This is a genomic window from Cryptosporangium japonicum, assembly GCF_039524755.1.
Classification (GTDB): Bacteria; Actinomycetota; Actinomycetes; order Mycobacteriales; family Cryptosporangiaceae; genus Cryptosporangium; species Cryptosporangium japonicum.
Genome location: NZ_BAAAGX010000006.1, coordinates 325,666 through 340,584, shown reverse-complemented (window position 1 = coordinate 340,584; position 14,919 = coordinate 325,666). Strand labels below are relative to the sequence as shown.

13 protein-coding genes are annotated in these 14,919 nt (G+C 72.5%); 9 read left to right on the top strand and 4 right to left on the bottom strand.

What is annotated here, in order from left to right:
* Positions 1-29: 29 nt before the first annotated feature.
* Positions 30-677 (top strand): response regulator, encoded by a 648-nt coding sequence (locus ABD437_RS06530; RefSeq protein WP_344647818.1) that lies wholly within the window; start codon positions 30-32, stop codon positions 675-677.
* Between the two features lie 69 nt (positions 678-746).
* Here ABD437_RS06530 and ABD437_RS06525 read toward each other — a convergent pair whose 3' ends face one another.
* Complete coding sequence (locus ABD437_RS06525; RefSeq protein ID WP_344647817.1) at positions 747-2,219, bottom strand: DedA family protein; 1,473 nt, start codon at positions 2,217-2,219, stop codon at positions 747-749.
* Positions 2,220-2,611: 392 nt separating this feature from the next.
* On the opposite strand from ABD437_RS06525, the gene ABD437_RS06520 reads away from it, so the two are divergent.
* Both ABD437_RS06520 and ABD437_RS06515 read left to right on the top strand, forming a co-directional pair.
* Positions 2,612-4,096: a C40 family peptidase gene (locus ABD437_RS06520; RefSeq protein WP_344647816.1), complete on the top strand. Its 1,485-nt coding sequence runs from the start codon at positions 2,612-2,614 to the stop codon at positions 4,094-4,096.
* Positions 4,097-4,134: 38 nt separating this feature from the next.
* Positions 4,135-4,944, top strand: a complete 810-nt coding sequence (locus tag ABD437_RS06515) for a nucleotidyltransferase domain-containing protein (protein ID WP_344648166.1) — start codon at positions 4,135-4,137, stop codon at positions 4,942-4,944.
* Here ABD437_RS06515 and ABD437_RS06510 read toward each other — a convergent pair.
* A complete protein-coding gene (locus tag ABD437_RS06510) occupies positions 4,926-5,114 on the bottom strand; it encodes a hypothetical protein (protein ID WP_344647815.1) in 189 nt (62 codons plus the stop codon). The genes ABD437_RS06515 and ABD437_RS06510 overlap by 19 nt on opposite strands.
* A 138-nt stretch (positions 5,115-5,252) precedes the next feature.
* Between ABD437_RS06510 and ABD437_RS06505 the strand changes: the two genes are divergently transcribed.
* The 6 genes from ABD437_RS06505 (at position 5,253) to ABD437_RS06480 (ending at position 13,160) form a co-directional block, all read left to right on the top strand.
* Positions 5,253-6,515, top strand: coding sequence for a sensor histidine kinase (locus tag ABD437_RS06505; RefSeq protein WP_344647814.1), 1,263 nt, complete (start codon positions 5,253-5,255; stop codon positions 6,513-6,515).
* On the top strand, positions 6,503-7,162 hold the full coding sequence (locus tag ABD437_RS06500; RefSeq protein WP_344647813.1) for a response regulator: 660 nt from the start codon (positions 6,503-6,505) through the stop codon (positions 7,160-7,162). Before ABD437_RS06505 ends, ABD437_RS06500 begins: the two co-directional genes overlap by 13 nt.
* Before the next feature lie 73 nt (positions 7,163-7,235).
* A complete protein-coding gene (locus ABD437_RS06495) occupies positions 7,236-8,129 on the top strand; it encodes a CPBP family intramembrane glutamic endopeptidase (protein WP_344647812.1) in 894 nt (297 codons plus the stop codon).
* A gap of 40 nt (positions 8,130-8,169) precedes the next feature.
* Positions 8,170-8,649 (top strand): MarR family winged helix-turn-helix transcriptional regulator, encoded by a 480-nt coding sequence (locus ABD437_RS06490; protein WP_344647811.1) that lies wholly within the window; start codon positions 8,170-8,172, stop codon positions 8,647-8,649.
* 63 nt (positions 8,650-8,712) lie between these two features.
* Positions 8,713-10,095: an MFS transporter gene (locus tag ABD437_RS06485; RefSeq protein WP_344647810.1), complete on the top strand. Its 1,383-nt coding sequence runs from the start codon at positions 8,713-8,715 to the stop codon at positions 10,093-10,095.
* Positions 10,092-13,160 (top strand): ATP-binding protein, encoded by a 3,069-nt coding sequence (locus ABD437_RS06480; protein ID WP_344647809.1) that lies wholly within the window; start codon positions 10,092-10,094, stop codon positions 13,158-13,160. Before ABD437_RS06485 ends, ABD437_RS06480 begins: the two co-directional genes overlap by 4 nt.
* Here the strand turns inward: ABD437_RS06480 and ABD437_RS06475 are convergent.
* Together ABD437_RS06475 and ABD437_RS06470 are read right to left on the bottom strand one after the other, a co-directional pair.
* A complete protein-coding gene (locus ABD437_RS06475; RefSeq protein ID WP_344647808.1) occupies positions 13,102-13,869 on the bottom strand; it encodes an ABC transporter permease in 768 nt (255 codons plus the stop codon). The genes ABD437_RS06480 and ABD437_RS06475 overlap by 59 nt on opposite strands.
* Entirely contained in the window at positions 13,866-14,813 is a 948-nt protein-coding gene (locus tag ABD437_RS06470) for an ATP-binding cassette domain-containing protein (protein WP_344647807.1), read from the bottom strand. Before ABD437_RS06470 ends, ABD437_RS06475 begins: the two co-directional genes overlap by 4 nt.
* Positions 14,814-14,919 lie beyond the last annotated feature (106 nt).

Here is a 14,919-nt window from a genome sequence, read left to right as displayed (position 1 = left end):
GCGCGTGGTCGTTCCAGGGAGGCACACCGGTGGACGAGCCGAAGCGGGTCCTCATCGTCGACGATCATCCCGTGGTCCGGCGTGGCCTGAAGGTGATGCTCGAGGACGAACCCTGGGTCAGCGAGGTCGCCGAGGCCGCCAGCGTCGAGGAGGCCGTGCGCGAGGCCATCACGTGCCGGTCCGACGTCATCGCGATGGACGTCGTGCTGCCGGACGGGGACGGTGTCGACGCGACCCGCCGCATCCTCGAAGCCTGCCCGGACACCGCCGTGCTGATGCTCACGATGGCCGACGACGACGACATCGTCGCCAAGGCGTTGAACGCCGGCGCCCGCGGGTTCCTGCTCAAGGACACCGACCCCGACATGGTGATCGACGCGCTGCGGACGGTGGCCAGCGGCGGTGTCGTGCTCGGACCGCGGGTCGGGCCCACCGTGCTCACCGCTCTGCGCCGGGCGCCGGCCGTGCTCCCACCGCCGTTCGACCAGCTCACGACGCGCGAGCTGGAGATCGTCAACCGGCTCGCGATGGGCGACACCAACGCGCAGATCGCCCGCCATCTCAACGTCAGCGAGAAGACGGTCCGTAACCAGATGTCCGCGGTGTTCAACAAACTGAACGTGAGCGATCGCGTCCAAGCTGCACTACTTGCCCGGGACGCCGGGATCGTGCGCTGATTGCACAGCGTGAGGTTCCGTGAACGGGTTTCTAACGGGAATCCACGGGGGACTCCCCCAAGACCGGATTTATCCGGTGGGGAGCGCGTACCGACCGTCCGGAGCGGTCGGCGCCGGTAGGGCCAGGAGGTAACCGTCATGTTCGAACTTCACTGTGGAGCGTGTGCCCAGCCGGGAGCGTCGAGCACCAACCGCGCCGAGGTCCAGGCCCTTCTCGAGCTGCACAACAGCCTGGTTCACCGTGGAAGTCCGGTGGCCGTGCTCCGCCGCCGCGTGTTCGGTCGGCCCGGCGGTCTGGCGGCCTGATCCGTTCCGGTCGGTCCTCGTGGCCTGGGCGCCCGGGGCCGCCGTCCACGCGGCGGCGAACACCCCCGCCCAGGCCGCGCCGATGAGCAGGGCCGCGACGGTGCTGCTCACCGAGCCCCAACCCAGGTAGATCCGGCCCGCGGCCAGCACCACCACCGCTACGGCGCCGAGCGTCCAGGTGGAGCCCTGGCCGAGCCGGGTCCGCTGTTTGCGCGCGACCGTCCAGACCGCGAGCACGATCGCGGTGGTCGAGGTGGCGTGCTGGATGGCGAACAGCCGCTCGCTGTGTGCCACCGCCTCGGCGACGTTGAGCACGACGACGAGCATCATCAGCGGCACCACCGCGCCGCCCGACGCGAGCAGGCCCAGCGCCCCGCGTCGCCGGGGTGAACGCACCGGCCGCAGCAGCACGACGACGGCGGCGACCGCGATCACCGCGTAGGACGGCGTCGACGTCAGCAGGATCCGGGCGACGACGTCGAGGCCGCTCCAGGAGAACGAGTCGAACGCCGCCGCGACCGGTTCGTCGACGCGCGGCAGACCACCGGCCCGGACGGCCACCGCCACCAGCGCGGTCAGTGCACCGCCGATCGCGGTGAGCGCGGCGACGAGCCGCACGGTGGACGTACCGCCCAGCCGCCCGAGCCGACGCCCGGCGACGACACCGGCCACCACCGCGACCGCCGCGACGACGAGCCCGAGCGACGCCTGCCCGGCGACCGCCGAGACCTGGCGGTAGGAACTCCCGGCCAGTTGCCCGGCGCCGACGAAGAACGCCGACCACAGCACCCCGGCCGGAACGCTGTAGCGCAGGAACGTGCCCGGCGACATCCGGCCGGCGCCGGCCAGGCGGGGCACCAGCGTCCGGGCCCCGACGAGCCAGCGGGCGAAGAACACCGACCGGCCGCCGTGCCGGGCGATCAGCGTCGCCGCCCGGTTCACCGCGCCGTCGAGGCGCCGCTGGACGAACGAGCTGCGCCGCCGTCCGGTCGGCCCGCGACGCCCGACCAGGTAGGCGCAGGCGTCACCGGCGACCACCGCCACGACGGCGGTGACCAGTGCGGTGGGGAGGTTGATCGTGCCGCTGTCGGCGAGGAAACCCAGGCCGAGTGCGGTCGAGACGCTCGGCAGCAGGATGCCGGGGAGCAGCGCCGGCTCACCGGCCAGGATCAGGAACGCGAGTACGACGACGACGGGCGCCGGGAGACCGAGGAGGCTGTCCAACACGGTCTGCATGGGGCGACCTCCGGCGCGGCCGGCTCCGTCGGCCGGGCGCCTGCAGACTCTCGTTTCCGGACAGTCGGTCACATCGGGGAGAGCCCTGGGAGCCCACCCTGAGATTCAGCCGTGTTGCATCACTGGGCCCATCCTTCCCGTGCGCGTGGTGGTGACCAGCAGTAGGTACACGGCGACGGAAGGTGGATGGTTCGCGGACCTGGGGATCTCGAGGTTTTCTGCCGTTTAAAGATGCGTTGGCCGTCAATTGGGGCAACGATGGAAGCCTAGGTCGCGTCAGGCATAGCTCTGGTGAGGATGTGCGGTTGCGTCGATCAGCGCGGATGGTGAGGACTGGGCCGGTCGCGGCCCGGGTACTTGGTGACGCGATGATCGGGCGACGCAGGACCTCGATGGCACTCGCCGCGGTGCTCGCGGCCGGGCTGTTCACGGGCCCGGCGCAGGTGGCGCGGGCCGAACCGCCCGCACCGGCACCGGCCGGCGAGACGGCCGCCCCGACGGCCTCGACGACCCCGGCGGCCGCGTCCGAGCCCAGCCCGGAGAACCTGAGCCTCGCGCAGCAGGTGAAGAAGAAGCAGATCGCCGCCGAAGCGGTCGCGGAGCGGCTGGAAGAGGCCAAGGGCGAGCTGTCCGCCGCACGCGGCGACCAGGAGAGTGCCGAGGCCCTCCGCTCCGAAGCCACCGCCGAGGTGGCGGCCGCGCGGTCCGCGTTCGACGAGTGGGCGCGCCGCACCTACATCGAGTCGGCCGAGCAGCCGTCGGCGTTATCGGGCGACCCCCGCCGCCGGATGTTCGGCCACCCCGACCCCGGCACCGACTCCGCCGAAGCCAGGGTGGCCAGGGCCGAGGCCGCGGAACGGTCGGCGATCAGCGACGTCAACGCGACGACCGCGCTGGCCGACGCCGCGTCGGAGCGGGTCGAGAAGCTCGGGGCGGACCTGTCGCGCCGGGCGACGGAGATCAAGAAGCTGCGCTCGGGCCGCGAGCACGTGCTCGACGCGGCGCGGGCCGGGCAGGAAGCGGTGGACGCCGCGCGGTCCTCGGAGTGGATCCGGGACGCGAAGGGTGTGGCTGCGCCGGCGGTGCTCAGTGCGATCGAGTTCGCGCTGGCCCAGCGGGGGAAGCCGTACGTGTGGGGCGCCGAGGGGCCGGACACGTACGACTGCTCGGGGCTCGTGCAGACCGCGTTCGCGTACGCCGGGATCTCGTTACCGCGTACGGCGCGTCCGCAGTACCGGTCGACGCAGCTGGTCGCGACGACCGAGTTGCTCCCCGGTGACCTGCTGTTCTTCGCGACCGACAAGTCCAACTGGGACTCCATCCACCACGTGGCGATCTATCTCGGCAACGGGGAGATGCTGCACGCGCCGACGACCGGCGACGTCGTGCGGGTCGCGCCGGTGTGGTGGGAGGAGTTCTACGCCGCGACGCGGGTCGTGCCGGGGAGCGTGAAACCGCGCCCGGTCCCGGCGCCGGCCCCGCCCGCGAAGCCGTCCGGCTCACCGTCGGCCTCGCCGTCGCCGTCGAAATCGCCGTCCGGTACGCCGTCCCCGATCGGCCCGCCGTCACCCGGCCCGAGCACGACCGGCTCCCCGTCCCCGAGCGGCTCGACCTCCCCGAGCGGTTCGGGCTCCCCGTCCGGCTCCGGTTCCCCGTCCGGCTCCGGTTCCCCGTCCGGCTCCGGTTCCCCGTCCGGCTCCGGTTCCCCGGGCGGAGACGGTTCGCCCACTCCGAGCGCAACGAGCCCCACCCCGGGCGAGACCAGCCCTGCACCGGGCGGCGACGAGGAGTGCGCTGCGAGCCCCTCACCGAGCCCGTCCGGATCACCGACGCCGACACCGACGTCGAGTCCCAGCCCGTCCGCGCCCGCCTGTTAGATCATGCAGGGGTGCTGAGCGACCACCACCTGCATGAGATGGCGCAGCGGCTGGTCGACGTCCCGGGGATCGTCGGCGTGATGCTGGGCGGCAGCCGCGCCCGCAACACCCACACCGACTCCTCCGACGTCGACCTAGGCCTCTACTACCGGCCGCCGCTCGACGTCGAGGCGCTCGGCGCGCTGGCCCGCGAACTCGCCGGCCCCGACGCGGCGGTCACCGCCCCGGGCGGATGGGGCCCCTGGGTGGACGGCGGCGGCTGGCTCCACGTCGACGACACCCCGGTCGACTGGATCTACCGCGAGCTCGACCGCGTGGACACCGCCTGGCGCGACGCCCGCGAAGGCCGGTTCCACTTCCACTTCCAGGTCGGGCACCCGCTGGGCGTACCCGACTTCTCCTACGCGGGTGAGGTGGCGCTCGGCCGGATCCTCGCCGACCCGTCCGGGGTGCTCACCGCGCTGCGTGCCGAGGCGCAGCAGTACCCGCCGGAGCTCCGCCGCCGGGTCGTCACCACCGCGTTGGGCGAGGCGGAGTTCGCGTTGACGATCGCCGGGAAAGGCGTCGGTCGGCGGGACACGGCCTACGTCGCCGGCTGCCTGTTCCGGGTGGTCGGGCTCTGCGCCCACGCGCTGCACGCGCACGCCGGCGCCTGGCTGATCAACGAGAAAGGCGCGGTCGACGCCGCGGCCGCGCTGCCGGGCGCGCCGCTGGACTTCGCCGAGGCGGCCCACGGCGTGCTGGCCGGGCTCGGCCGGTCGGAGATCGACCTGCGCGCGGCCCGGCACACCGCCGGTCGGCTGATCGCGGCCACGTCGGCGAGCTGCGGTCAGCGCTTCCGCAGGTAGTGCACCGCCAGCACGACGCCGCTGACCACGGTGAGCGCCCCGAAGGCGGTGTGGATCGCCATCGGGCCGCTGAGAAGCGACATGGCCAGGTTGCCGATCAAGCCGATCGTCAGCAACACCCAGAACAGCGGGCGCAGGATCGACGGGGTGGAAGTGGATTGCTCGGACATCGGTGCTCCTTCGTCGGTAACTGGTGATGACTACGAAGCTACGAACCGAACCGGGCGACGCCGAGCCCCTCACCTGCCCAGTCGGAGTACAGCCTGCTGTACTGCCCGGTGACCGGCGGCGGCCTAGGGTCGTCGAGCATGAGCACTGACCCCGCGCGACCGCGGAGCAGCCTCCGCTCGGCGATCGGCCGCGCGGCCCGCCGGGGCTGGGCCGGCGTCGAGCAGTTGGTCGGCGGGTTCGGCACCGCGGCCGCGGCGCTCGCGGTGCTGGCGTTCGTCGTCGTCACCGCGGTCACGTCGCTGGTGGGCGTCGGCCTGCTCGCGGTTCCGGCCGCGGCGCGGACCGTGCGTGCGCTGGCCAACCGGGAGCGTCACCGGCTGGCCCGGTACGGCGTCGACCTGCCCGATCTCGCTCCGCCCGCGCCGGGCGTGCGGGGCGCGCTGGCCGACCGGTCGCTGCGTCGCGAGCTGGGCTGGGCGGTCGGGCACGGCACGCTCGGGTTCGTCCTCGGCCTGCTCGGTGTGCTGCTGCCGTTCATCGCGGTGCGCGACCTGACGTTCGTCCTCTACTGGCGGCTGCTGCCGGCCGATCCGACCGCCACCTCGATCGGCGTCGGCACGGTGCACAGCACGCTCGGTGCGCTCTGGGTCTCGCTCCTGGGCGTGGGCTGGGTCGCGGTCATCGTCGGGGTCGTCCCGAACATGGCGCGGCTGCAGTCGTGGCCGGCGCGCAAGCTCCTGGTCCCGGACGCGAGCGTCGACCTCTCGATGCGTGTCGCGGAGCTGACCTCCACCCGCGCCGCCGCCCTCGACGCCCACGCCGTGGAGCTCCGGCGGATCGAACGGGCGCTGCACGACGGGAGCCAGAACCGGCTGGTCGCGGTCAACGTGCTGCTGGGTGCCGCCCGCCGGGCGCTGGTGCGTCACCCGGACGAGGCTGAGGCGATCCTGGCCCGCGCGCAGGACGCTGCCGAGACCGCGCTGGCCGACCTGCGTGCCGTGGCCCGCAGCATTCTGCCGCCGGTGCTCGCCGACCGCGGCCTGGCCGGTGCGCTGACCGGGCTGGCGAGCGCCTCGCCGGTGCCCTGCGAGGCCGAGATCGACGTGGCCGGGAGGTGCGCGGCCTCGGTGGAGGCCACCGCGTACTTCGTCGCCGCCGAGGCGTTGACGAACGTGGCGAAACACAGCGGCGCGCGGAGCGCCAGGCTCACCGCCACGCTGCGCGGCGGCACGCTCCGCGTCGAGGTCACCGACGACGGGCACGGCGGCGCCGACGCGCGGCACGGGTCCGGGCTGGACGGCATCCGGCGCCGGATCGAGGCCTACGACGGAGTACTGCGTCTGGACAGCCCGAAGGGAGGGCCTACGATCCTCGCCGTGGAGCTGCCGTGCGGATCGTGATCGGTGAGGACGACGCCCTGCTGCGTGAAGGGCTCGCGCTGCTGTTGAGAGCGGAAGCACTCGACGTGGTGGCGACGGCCGGTGACGCGTCCGAGTTGCTGGCGGCGATCGACACCCATCGCCCGGACGTCGCGCTCGTCGACGTCCGGATGCCTCCGACGCACACCGACGAGGGCATCAAGGCCGCGGTCGAGGCACGCAAGCGCCACCCGAAGCTGGCGATCCTCGTGTTGTCCGCGTACGTGGAGCAGGCGTTCGCCACCGAGTTGCTGGCCGGCGGCAGCAGCGGTCTCGGTTACCTGCTCAAGGAGCGCGTCGGACGCGTCGAGCAGTTCCTGGAGGCGCTGCACCGGGTCGCCGACGGCGGCACCGCGATCGACCCGGACGTGGTCACGCAGCTGCTCTCACGCACCCGCACGGACCCGCGGCTGGAGCGGCTGAGCCCGCGTGAACGCGACGTGCTCGCGCTGATGGCCGAGGGCCTGGGCAACGCGGCGATCGCGGAGCGGCTCGTCGTCACCGACGGGGCCGTGCACAAGCACATCCGCAGCATCTTCGCGAAGCTCGACCTGCCGCCGGACGACGAGAACGACCGCCGGGTCACCGCGGTGCTGCGCTACCTCGAGGACGTGCGCCGCAAGCAGTAGGTACAGCAGGCGCTACCGCAGGACGGTCATCTGCGGGAGTGTTCGGACGGCCCCGGACCGATGAACTCGGTCCATGCTGAAAAACCTGATCCGACGCTTCCCGGTAACGAGTTTCTTCACGCTCGCCTTCGGGCTGAGCTGGATGCTGTGGATGCCCTACGTCCTGGGTGATCACGGCACGAACGTGGAACCGGACATCCACATCCCGGACATCGGCGGCAACGGGCAACTCGTCGGTGTGCTTCCCGGCGCGTACCTCGGGCCGTTGACGGCGGCGTTCATCGTGACCGCGGTCAGCGAGGGCCGGAGCGGGCTCCGGCACTGGAAGGCGCGGCTCTTCCGCTGGCGGGTGGGGTGGGGCTGGTTCCTCGGGGTGCTGTTCGGCGTTCCGGCCGCGATCCTGATCGGAACGGCCGCGCTGCCCGCCGCCTGGGAAGAGATCCGCGTGCCGTCGGCGATGATCGCGATCGCGTTCATCCCGGTGGTGATCATGCAGTTCCTCACCACGGCCACGGCCGAGGAGCCGGGCTGGCGTGACTTCGCGCTGCCCCGGATGCAGCGGCGGTTCGGGCCGGTGCTCGGTACCTGCCTGCTGGGGCTGCTCTGGGGTTGCTGGCACCTGCCGCTGTTCCTCACCGAGTGGGGTGGCTACCCCGACGTCAGCTGGGTGCAGCCGGTGGAGTTCGTCGCCTCGTGCATCCCGCTCAGCCTGGTGATGACCTGGGTGTTCAACCGGTCCGGACAGAGCCTGCCGCTGGTCATGCTGCTGCACGCGCTGATCAACAGCACGTACTCGCTGGTCTGGCCGGAGATGTTCCCGCGGCTCAACGACGACAAGGACACCCTGCACGGCCTCCTGATCGTCACGACGATCGCGGCGATCGTCCTGATCGTCGTCACCCGTGGTCGCCTCGGTCTGGACACCACCGAGGAGAGGGAACGCCCGGTCGAACCGGCTCGCGTCTGACGCGGATCATCCGTAACGGAACCAGTCGTACGCTGGAGGCATGACTGCGATGGCGCCCAACCGCACCAGCCCGGACCTCTCGTACCTGCTCGACCACACGAGCCACGTACTCCGGACCCGGATGGCGGCGGCGCTGGCGGAGATCGGGCTCACCGCCCGGATGCACTGCGTCCTCGTCCACGCGATCGAGGAGGAGCGGACGCAGGCCCAGCTGGCCGAGATCGGTGACATGGACAAGACCACGATGGTCGTGACGGTCGACGCGCTGGACGAGGCCGGCCTCGCCGAGCGTCGGCCGTCCAGCACCGATCGACGGGCCCGGATCATCGCCGTCACCGAGAAGGGGGTCGAGGTGGCGCGGCAGAGCCAGGAGATCGTCGACCGCGTGCACGCGGAGGCGCTCGGATCGCTGGCGGTCGAGGACCGGGACGCGCTGCTCTCGGCCTTGACCGCCCTGGCCACCGGTCACCTCGCCCAGCCGGCCGAGAGTCAGGCCCGGCGCGCCAGACAACGTTCGTAAGAGATTGTCTGCAACGAAACTATCTACTAGAGTCCGACCTGTAGCCAATACAGGAGGACCGTCATGTCCCGCTGGATCGCTCTCGGTGTGATCGCCACCGGCCTGTTGATGAGCGTGCTCGACGGCAGCATCGTCACCGTCGCAATGCCGGCCATCCAGGCCGACCTGGCACTCTCCACCGCCGGGCTGAGCTGGGTGGTCAACGCCTACCTGATCGCGTTCGGCAGCCTGCTGCTGCTCGCCGGCCGGCTCGGCGACCTGATCGGCCGCAAGCGCATGTTCCTGGCCGGCTCGATCGTGTTCACGCTGGCCTCCCTGCTCGCCGGCGCGGCGACCAGCGCGGAGGCCCTGATCGTGGCCCGCTTCCTGCAGGGCGTCGGCAGCGCGATGAGCGCCGCGGTCAGCCTCGGCATCCTCGTCACGCTGTTCACCGAGGCGAAGGAACGGTCGGTGGCGATCGCGGTCTTCAGCTTCACCGGCGCGGCCGGCGCCTCGATCGGCCAGGTGGTCGGCGGCGTCCTCACCGACGCGCTGAGCTGGCACTGGATCTTCTTCATCAACGCGCCGATCGGCGTCGCCGCGGTCGCTCTGGCGATTCCCGCGCTGCCGAACGACCGCGGCATCGGTCTCGAGGCCGGTGCGGACGTCCTGGGCGCGGTGCTGGTGACCAGCGGCCTGATGACCGGCATCTACGCGGTGGTGACCCGGTCGCCGCTCGTCGGTGTGGCCGGGCTCGCGCTGCTGGCCGGCTTCGTGGTGCGCCAGGCCACCGCGGCCACCCCGCTGATGCCGCTCCGGATCTTCCGGACCCGGAGCGTCGCGGTGGCCAACGGGGTGCAGGTGCTGATGGTCGCGGCGCTGTTCAGCTTCCAGATCCTGTTCGCGCTGTACCTGCAGAACGTGCAGGGCTACGACGCCACCGGGACCGGGCTGGCCATGCTGCCGGCCGCGCTGACGATCGGCGCGGTGTCCCTGGGGGTGGCCGCGCGGCTCAACGCCCGGTTCGGGGAGCGGAGGGTCCTGCTCGCCGGCATCGGCCTGCTGATCCTGATGCTCGCGCTCCTGACCCGCGTCCCGGTGCGCGCCGACTACGTCACCGACCTGCTGCCGCTGATGGTGCTCGCCGCCGGCTTCGGGCTCGCGCTGCCCGCGCTGACGTCGCTCGGCATGTCCGGCGCGACGGCCGACGACGCCGGGCTCGCGTCCGGGCTGTTCAACACCACGCAGCAGATCGGGATGGCGGTGGGTGTCGCGGTGCTCTCCACGATCGCGGCCGCTCGCACCGAGTCGCTGCTCGACGAAGGTCGCGCCGCCGCGTTGACCGGCGGGTACCACGCGGCGTTCGCGGTCGGCACGGCCCTGCTCGCCGCCGCGTTCGCCCTCGCGTTCGGATTGCTCCGTCAGCGGCGCGAGGCCCCGGCGGAGGTCACTAGCCTGAACGTGTGACGGTCCAGCTCGCTCTGTTGGCCCGGGTGGCCTATCGCGGTGTCGACGTGGTGGGTCCCCGGGTACAGCGCCTCCTCGCTCTGCTGGCCGGTGAGCTGCGGGCCGGGCAGAGTTCCGACCGGCTGATCGACGAGCTCTGGCCGGACGAGCGGCCGGAACATCCCACCAAGGCGTTGCAGGCGCTGGTGTTCCGGGCCCGGGCGGCGCTCGGCCCCGACCTGATCGTGAGCACGCCGAGGGGTTACCGCCTCGCGCTGGCCGACGAGGACGTCGACACGTCGGCGGTGCTGCTCCGGGCCTCGGAAGCGGCCGCGGCGGCCCGGCGGGGCGCGCACCCGGTCGCGCTGGAGTCGGCCGAAGCGGGCCTGGCGCTCTTCGGCGCCGACACCCCGGCGGCCGCCACCGATCCGCTCGGGGAGCTGCGTGCGGACCGCGCCGGCACCCGCGCGGCGCTCCACCGGGCCAGGGCGCTCGCGCTCGCGCGTCTCGAGCGGTGGGCCGACGCGATCGGGCCGCTCACCGAGCTCGCCGCCGACGCACCGCGCGACGAGGAGCTGCTCGTCGAGTTGCTCCGCGCCGAGGCCGCGACCCAGGGCCCCGCCGCCGCGCTGGCCCGCTACGACACCTACCGCCGCGCCCTGCGGGACGAGCTCGGCGCCGACCCGGGCCCGCAGCTGCAGGCGGCGCACGCCGAGCTGCTCCGGCCGAAGGCCCGCGCCGAGCACCACGGCATCCCGTTCGACCCCAACCCACTGCTGGGCCGCGACGCCGACCTCGCCGCGGTCACCGCGCTCATCCGCACGTCCCGGGTGACGTCGATCATCGGCATCGGCGGGCTCGGCAAGACCCGCCTGGCGCAGGCGGTGGCCCGCGCCGCCGACCGCACCACCGTCCACTTCGTCCCGCTGGCCGGGGTGGCCACCGACGACGACGTGCTCGGCGAGGTGATGACCGCGCTCGGGGTGGTGACCGGTCCGACCGACGCCGTCGACGCACTCGCCGAGGCGCTCGGCTCGGCGCTGCTCGTGTTGGACAACTGCGAGCACGTGATCCGCGGCGCGGCCGAGCTGGTGCACCGCCTGGTGGCGAGGAGCAGGCAGCTGCGCGTGCTCACCACCAGCCGCACCCCGCTCGGCCTCTCGTCCGAGGCGGTCCACCTGCTGCCCGAGCTGAGCCCGGAGAACAGCGAGGAGCTGTTCCGCCAGCGGGCCCTGGCGGTGCGCCCGGGTGCCGACCTGCCCGACGACGTCGTCCGCGAGGTCTGCCGCCACCTCGACGGCCTGCCGCTGGCCGTCGAGCTGGCCGCGGCCCGGATCCGCGCGCTCTCCGTGCGGAACATCGCCGACCGGCTGAACAAACGGTTCACGCTGCTGCGCGGTGGGTCCAGGGACGCGCCGGAACGGCACCGGACGCTCTCCGCGGTGATCGACTGGAGCTGGCACCTGCTGACGCCGTCCAGCCAGGCCGCGATGCGTGCGCTGTCGGTGTTCCCCGGTGGTTTCACCGGCGCCGCCGCCGAGGACTTCGGCATCGACGGCGACACGCTCGAGCACCTCGTCGACCAGTCCCTGCTCACGGTCGTCGAGACCGGCTCCGAACTACGCTTCCGCATGCTCGAGACGGTGCGTGAGTTCAGCGCGCTGCGCCGGGCCGAGTCCGGCGAGACCGACAGCGTCGACGACCGGTTCCTGGCCTGGGCCCGCGGTTTCGGCGTCGCACATCACGAGGGCCTGTTCGGGCCGGACTTCATCCGCACCGTCCGGCTGGTCCGCGCCGAGCAGGACAACCTCGCGCTCGCGCTCCGGATCGCGGTCGAGCGCCGCGACGGCCCGACCGTCGCGGCCATGGTCGCCGCGGTCGGTGGCCTGTGGATGGTGGAGTCGAACCTCGGCAAGCTGCTGCCGCTCGTCGACGATCCGGGCTGGGTGCTGTCCCACTACCGGCCCGCCCCGGAGAGCGTCGAGGTGGCGCGGGTGGCGATGGTGCTGACCGCGATCAGCGCGCTCCTGCTGCAGCCCGAACGCGCGGTCCGGTCGATCGTCACGGCACGGCGTCTCCCGCCGACCGCGCCCACCACGCTGATCGGCGCGGCCGACGCGGTGCTGCGCTGCCGGGACCTGAACCAGGTGCGTGAACTCGCGGAGCGGTCCGAGCCGATGCTCGGCGCGGTCGCCAACAGCGTCCTGAGCTATAGCGCGGAGGGGACGGGGGATCGCACCGAGGCACTGGCCGCCGCCGAACGCGCGCTCCACGTCCTGGGCGACACCGGCAACCGGTGGATCCGCGCGGCCGCGCACTCGCGGGTCGGCGAACTGCTCGGCATCGAGCGCACCGACGAGGCGCGGATGCACTTCAGCGTCGTCCTCGACGTCTTCACCGAGTTGGGGGCCTGGGCGACCGCGACCCGGATCCGGTGGGCGCTCGTGTTCGCGAACCTGGTGGCCGGTCGGATCGACGAGGCGGAGCGCTGGCTGGCCGAGTGCATGCTCCACGATCCCGACGAACGCACCACCATGTACGGGTTCGACCTCGCTCTGCGTGCGGAACTCGCGCTGCAGCGCGGTGACGTCGGGACCGGTCTTCAGCTGTGGCGGTCGGTGGTCGAGATCGCCAAGGCCTCCGACGATCTGACCTCGTCCGGGCTGTCGTGGGCGGCGGAGGCCCAGGCCGCCGCGGTGCTGGCGCACGCCGGCGCCGATCGGCTCGACCTGATCCCGGAGATCGATCCGGCGACGCTCCTGGCCGACAATCCGGCGCCGTCGCTGTCGGCCTGCGGCGCGGCGCTGTCGGCTCTCGCGGCGGTACGACCGGCCGGCGACCTGATCGCGTTGGCCGAGCGGTGCGGCCCCGGTGGCGGCTTCCCGTCGTCGGCGTCGAGCGTCGCCCGCGTCCGCGACCGGGTCGTGGACACCGACGCCTATCGGGCGGCGGTCGAGAAGTACGCCACGCTCACGCGTGACGAGCTCCCGACCGTCGCCCGGACCCTGCTGGCGAACCACGCCGCGCTCAGCGGACGCGGATCTTCCGGAACGCCGCCCGCGCCCACCCGAATCCGACAAGCGTGAGCCCGATGCACCAGGCGACCGCGACCCACCCGTCGGAGCCGACCGCGGCACCGGAGAACAGCGCCCGGATGGTGTCGATCAGCACCGTGAAGGGCTGATTCTCGGCGAACCAGCGGATCGCGCCGGACATCGTGTCGGTGGGGACGAACGCGCTGCTGATGAACGGCAGCAGCTGGATGACGATAAGGAAACCGCCGGTCGAGTCGACGGTCGGCGCGGCGAGCCCGACGGCGACCGACAGCCACGCCAGCGCCACCGACATCAGCGTCACCAGCCCGAGCACGGCCAGCCAGTCCAGCGGCCCGGCGTCCGGCCGGAACCCCAGCGCCAGCGAGACGCCGAGCACCAGCGCGACGCTGACCAGCGTCCGGATCACCGCGGCCAGCACGTGGCCGGTCAGCACCGACGACGGCGCGATCGCCATCGTGCGGAACCGCTGGATCACGCCCTCGGTCATGTCCTGGTTCACGGCCAGCGTCGTCGACTGCACGCCGTAGGCGATCGTCATCAGCAGGATGCCCGGGACGAGGTAGTCGATGTACTCGCCGTCGCCCGACGCGGCCTGCCCGAGGGCGCGGAAGACGCCGACGAACAGCAGCAGCAGGAACACCGGGATGAGCACCGAGACCATGATCGCGGTCGGATTTCGCCGGAGGTGCGTGATGTTCCGCTGGAACATCGTCAGGGAGTCACTCAGGGCGTACGTCATTTCACGGTCTCCTTCGAAGCGGTGGGGGCGCCGGTGAGCGCGAAGAACACGTCGTCGAGGTCGGGCGTGTGCAGCGACAGTTCCTCGACCTCGATCGAGGCGGTGGACAGCCGGTCGAGCAGCGCCTGCAATGCGCGGACGTTGCCGTTGCCGGGCACGGTCAGCGCCAGGCCGTCCCGCTCGGCCTCGGGCAGCACCGCGGCGGCGGCCTCCAGCGCGGCGAGGTCGGCGAAGACGAGGCGGACGTGACCACCGGAGACCTGGCGCTTCAGCTCGTCGGCCGTGCCCAGCGCGACGAGCTTGCCGTGGTCGAGGACCGCGATGCGGTCGGCCAGCTGGTCGGCTTCCTCCAAATACTGCGTGGTCAGGAAGATCGTCACGCCGTCGGCGACGAGCCGCCGGATGACGCCCCACATCGTCTGCCTGCTGCGCGGGTCGAGGCCGGTCGTCGGCTCGTCGAGGAAGATGATCCGGGGGTCGCCGACGAGCGTCATCGCCAGGTCGAGGCGGCGCCGCATGCCACCCGAGTACGTGGAGGCGGGCTTGTTCGCGGCGTCGGTGAGGTCGAAGCGCTCCAGCAGTTCCCGGGTCCGGCGGCGGCCGTCGGCGCGTCCGAGGTGGTGCAGGCGCGCCATCAGGGCCAGGTTCTCGGCGCCGGTGAGCAGCCCGTCCACGGCCGAGAACTGGCCGGTCACGCCGATCGCCCGGCGGACGGCGTCGGGGTCCTTCGCCGGGTCGGCCCCGGCGACGCGCACGTCGCCGCCGTCCGCCGCGTGCAGCGTCGAGAGGATGTGGACGGTCGTGGTCTTGCCGGCACCGTTCGGGCCGAGCAGTGCGAACGTGGTTCCGGCGGCTACCTCGAAGTCGATTCCGTCGAGCACGACCTGCTCGCCGAACGACTTGCGCAGCCCGGCGACTGCGATCGCCGGCTGGGGACTGGTCACGGTTCCTCCTCCGTCATGGGCTTGCCGATGACGATCGAGGACCGTGGCTCCGCCGCGGTTCCGTCGCGGTTCCGCCGCCACCCCCGGCGGTTCCACGCGGTTCCAC

Excerpts from the sequence above, each read along its gene's own strand:
- ABD437_RS06525 (WP_344647817.1), bottom strand. The coding sequence starts at position 2,219 with ATGCAGACCGTGTTGGACAGCCTCCTCGGTCTCCCGGCGCCCGTCGTC.
- ABD437_RS06520 (WP_344647816.1), top strand. The coding sequence starts at position 2,612 with ATGGCACTCGCCGCGGTGCTCGCGGCCGGGCTGTTCACGGGCCCGGCG.
- ABD437_RS06515 (WP_344648166.1), top strand. The coding sequence starts at position 4,135 with ATGGCGCAGCGGCTGGTCGACGTCCCGGGGATCGTCGGCGTGATGCTG.
- ABD437_RS06510 (WP_344647815.1), bottom strand. The coding sequence starts at position 5,114 with ATGTCCGAGCAATCCACTTCCACCCCGTCGATCCTGCGCCCGCTGTTC.
- ABD437_RS06505 (WP_344647814.1), top strand. The coding sequence starts at position 5,253 with ATGAGCACTGACCCCGCGCGACCGCGGAGCAGCCTCCGCTCGGCGATC.
- ABD437_RS06495 (WP_344647812.1), top strand. The coding sequence starts at position 7,236 with ATGCTGAAAAACCTGATCCGACGCTTCCCGGTAACGAGTTTCTTCACG.
- ABD437_RS06490 (WP_344647811.1), top strand. The coding sequence starts at position 8,170 with ATGACTGCGATGGCGCCCAACCGCACCAGCCCGGACCTCTCGTACCTG.
- ABD437_RS06485 (WP_344647810.1), top strand. The coding sequence starts at position 8,713 with ATGTCCCGCTGGATCGCTCTCGGTGTGATCGCCACCGGCCTGTTGATG.
- ABD437_RS06475 (WP_344647808.1), bottom strand. The coding sequence starts at position 13,869 with ATGACGTACGCCCTGAGTGACTCCCTGACGATGTTCCAGCGGAACATC.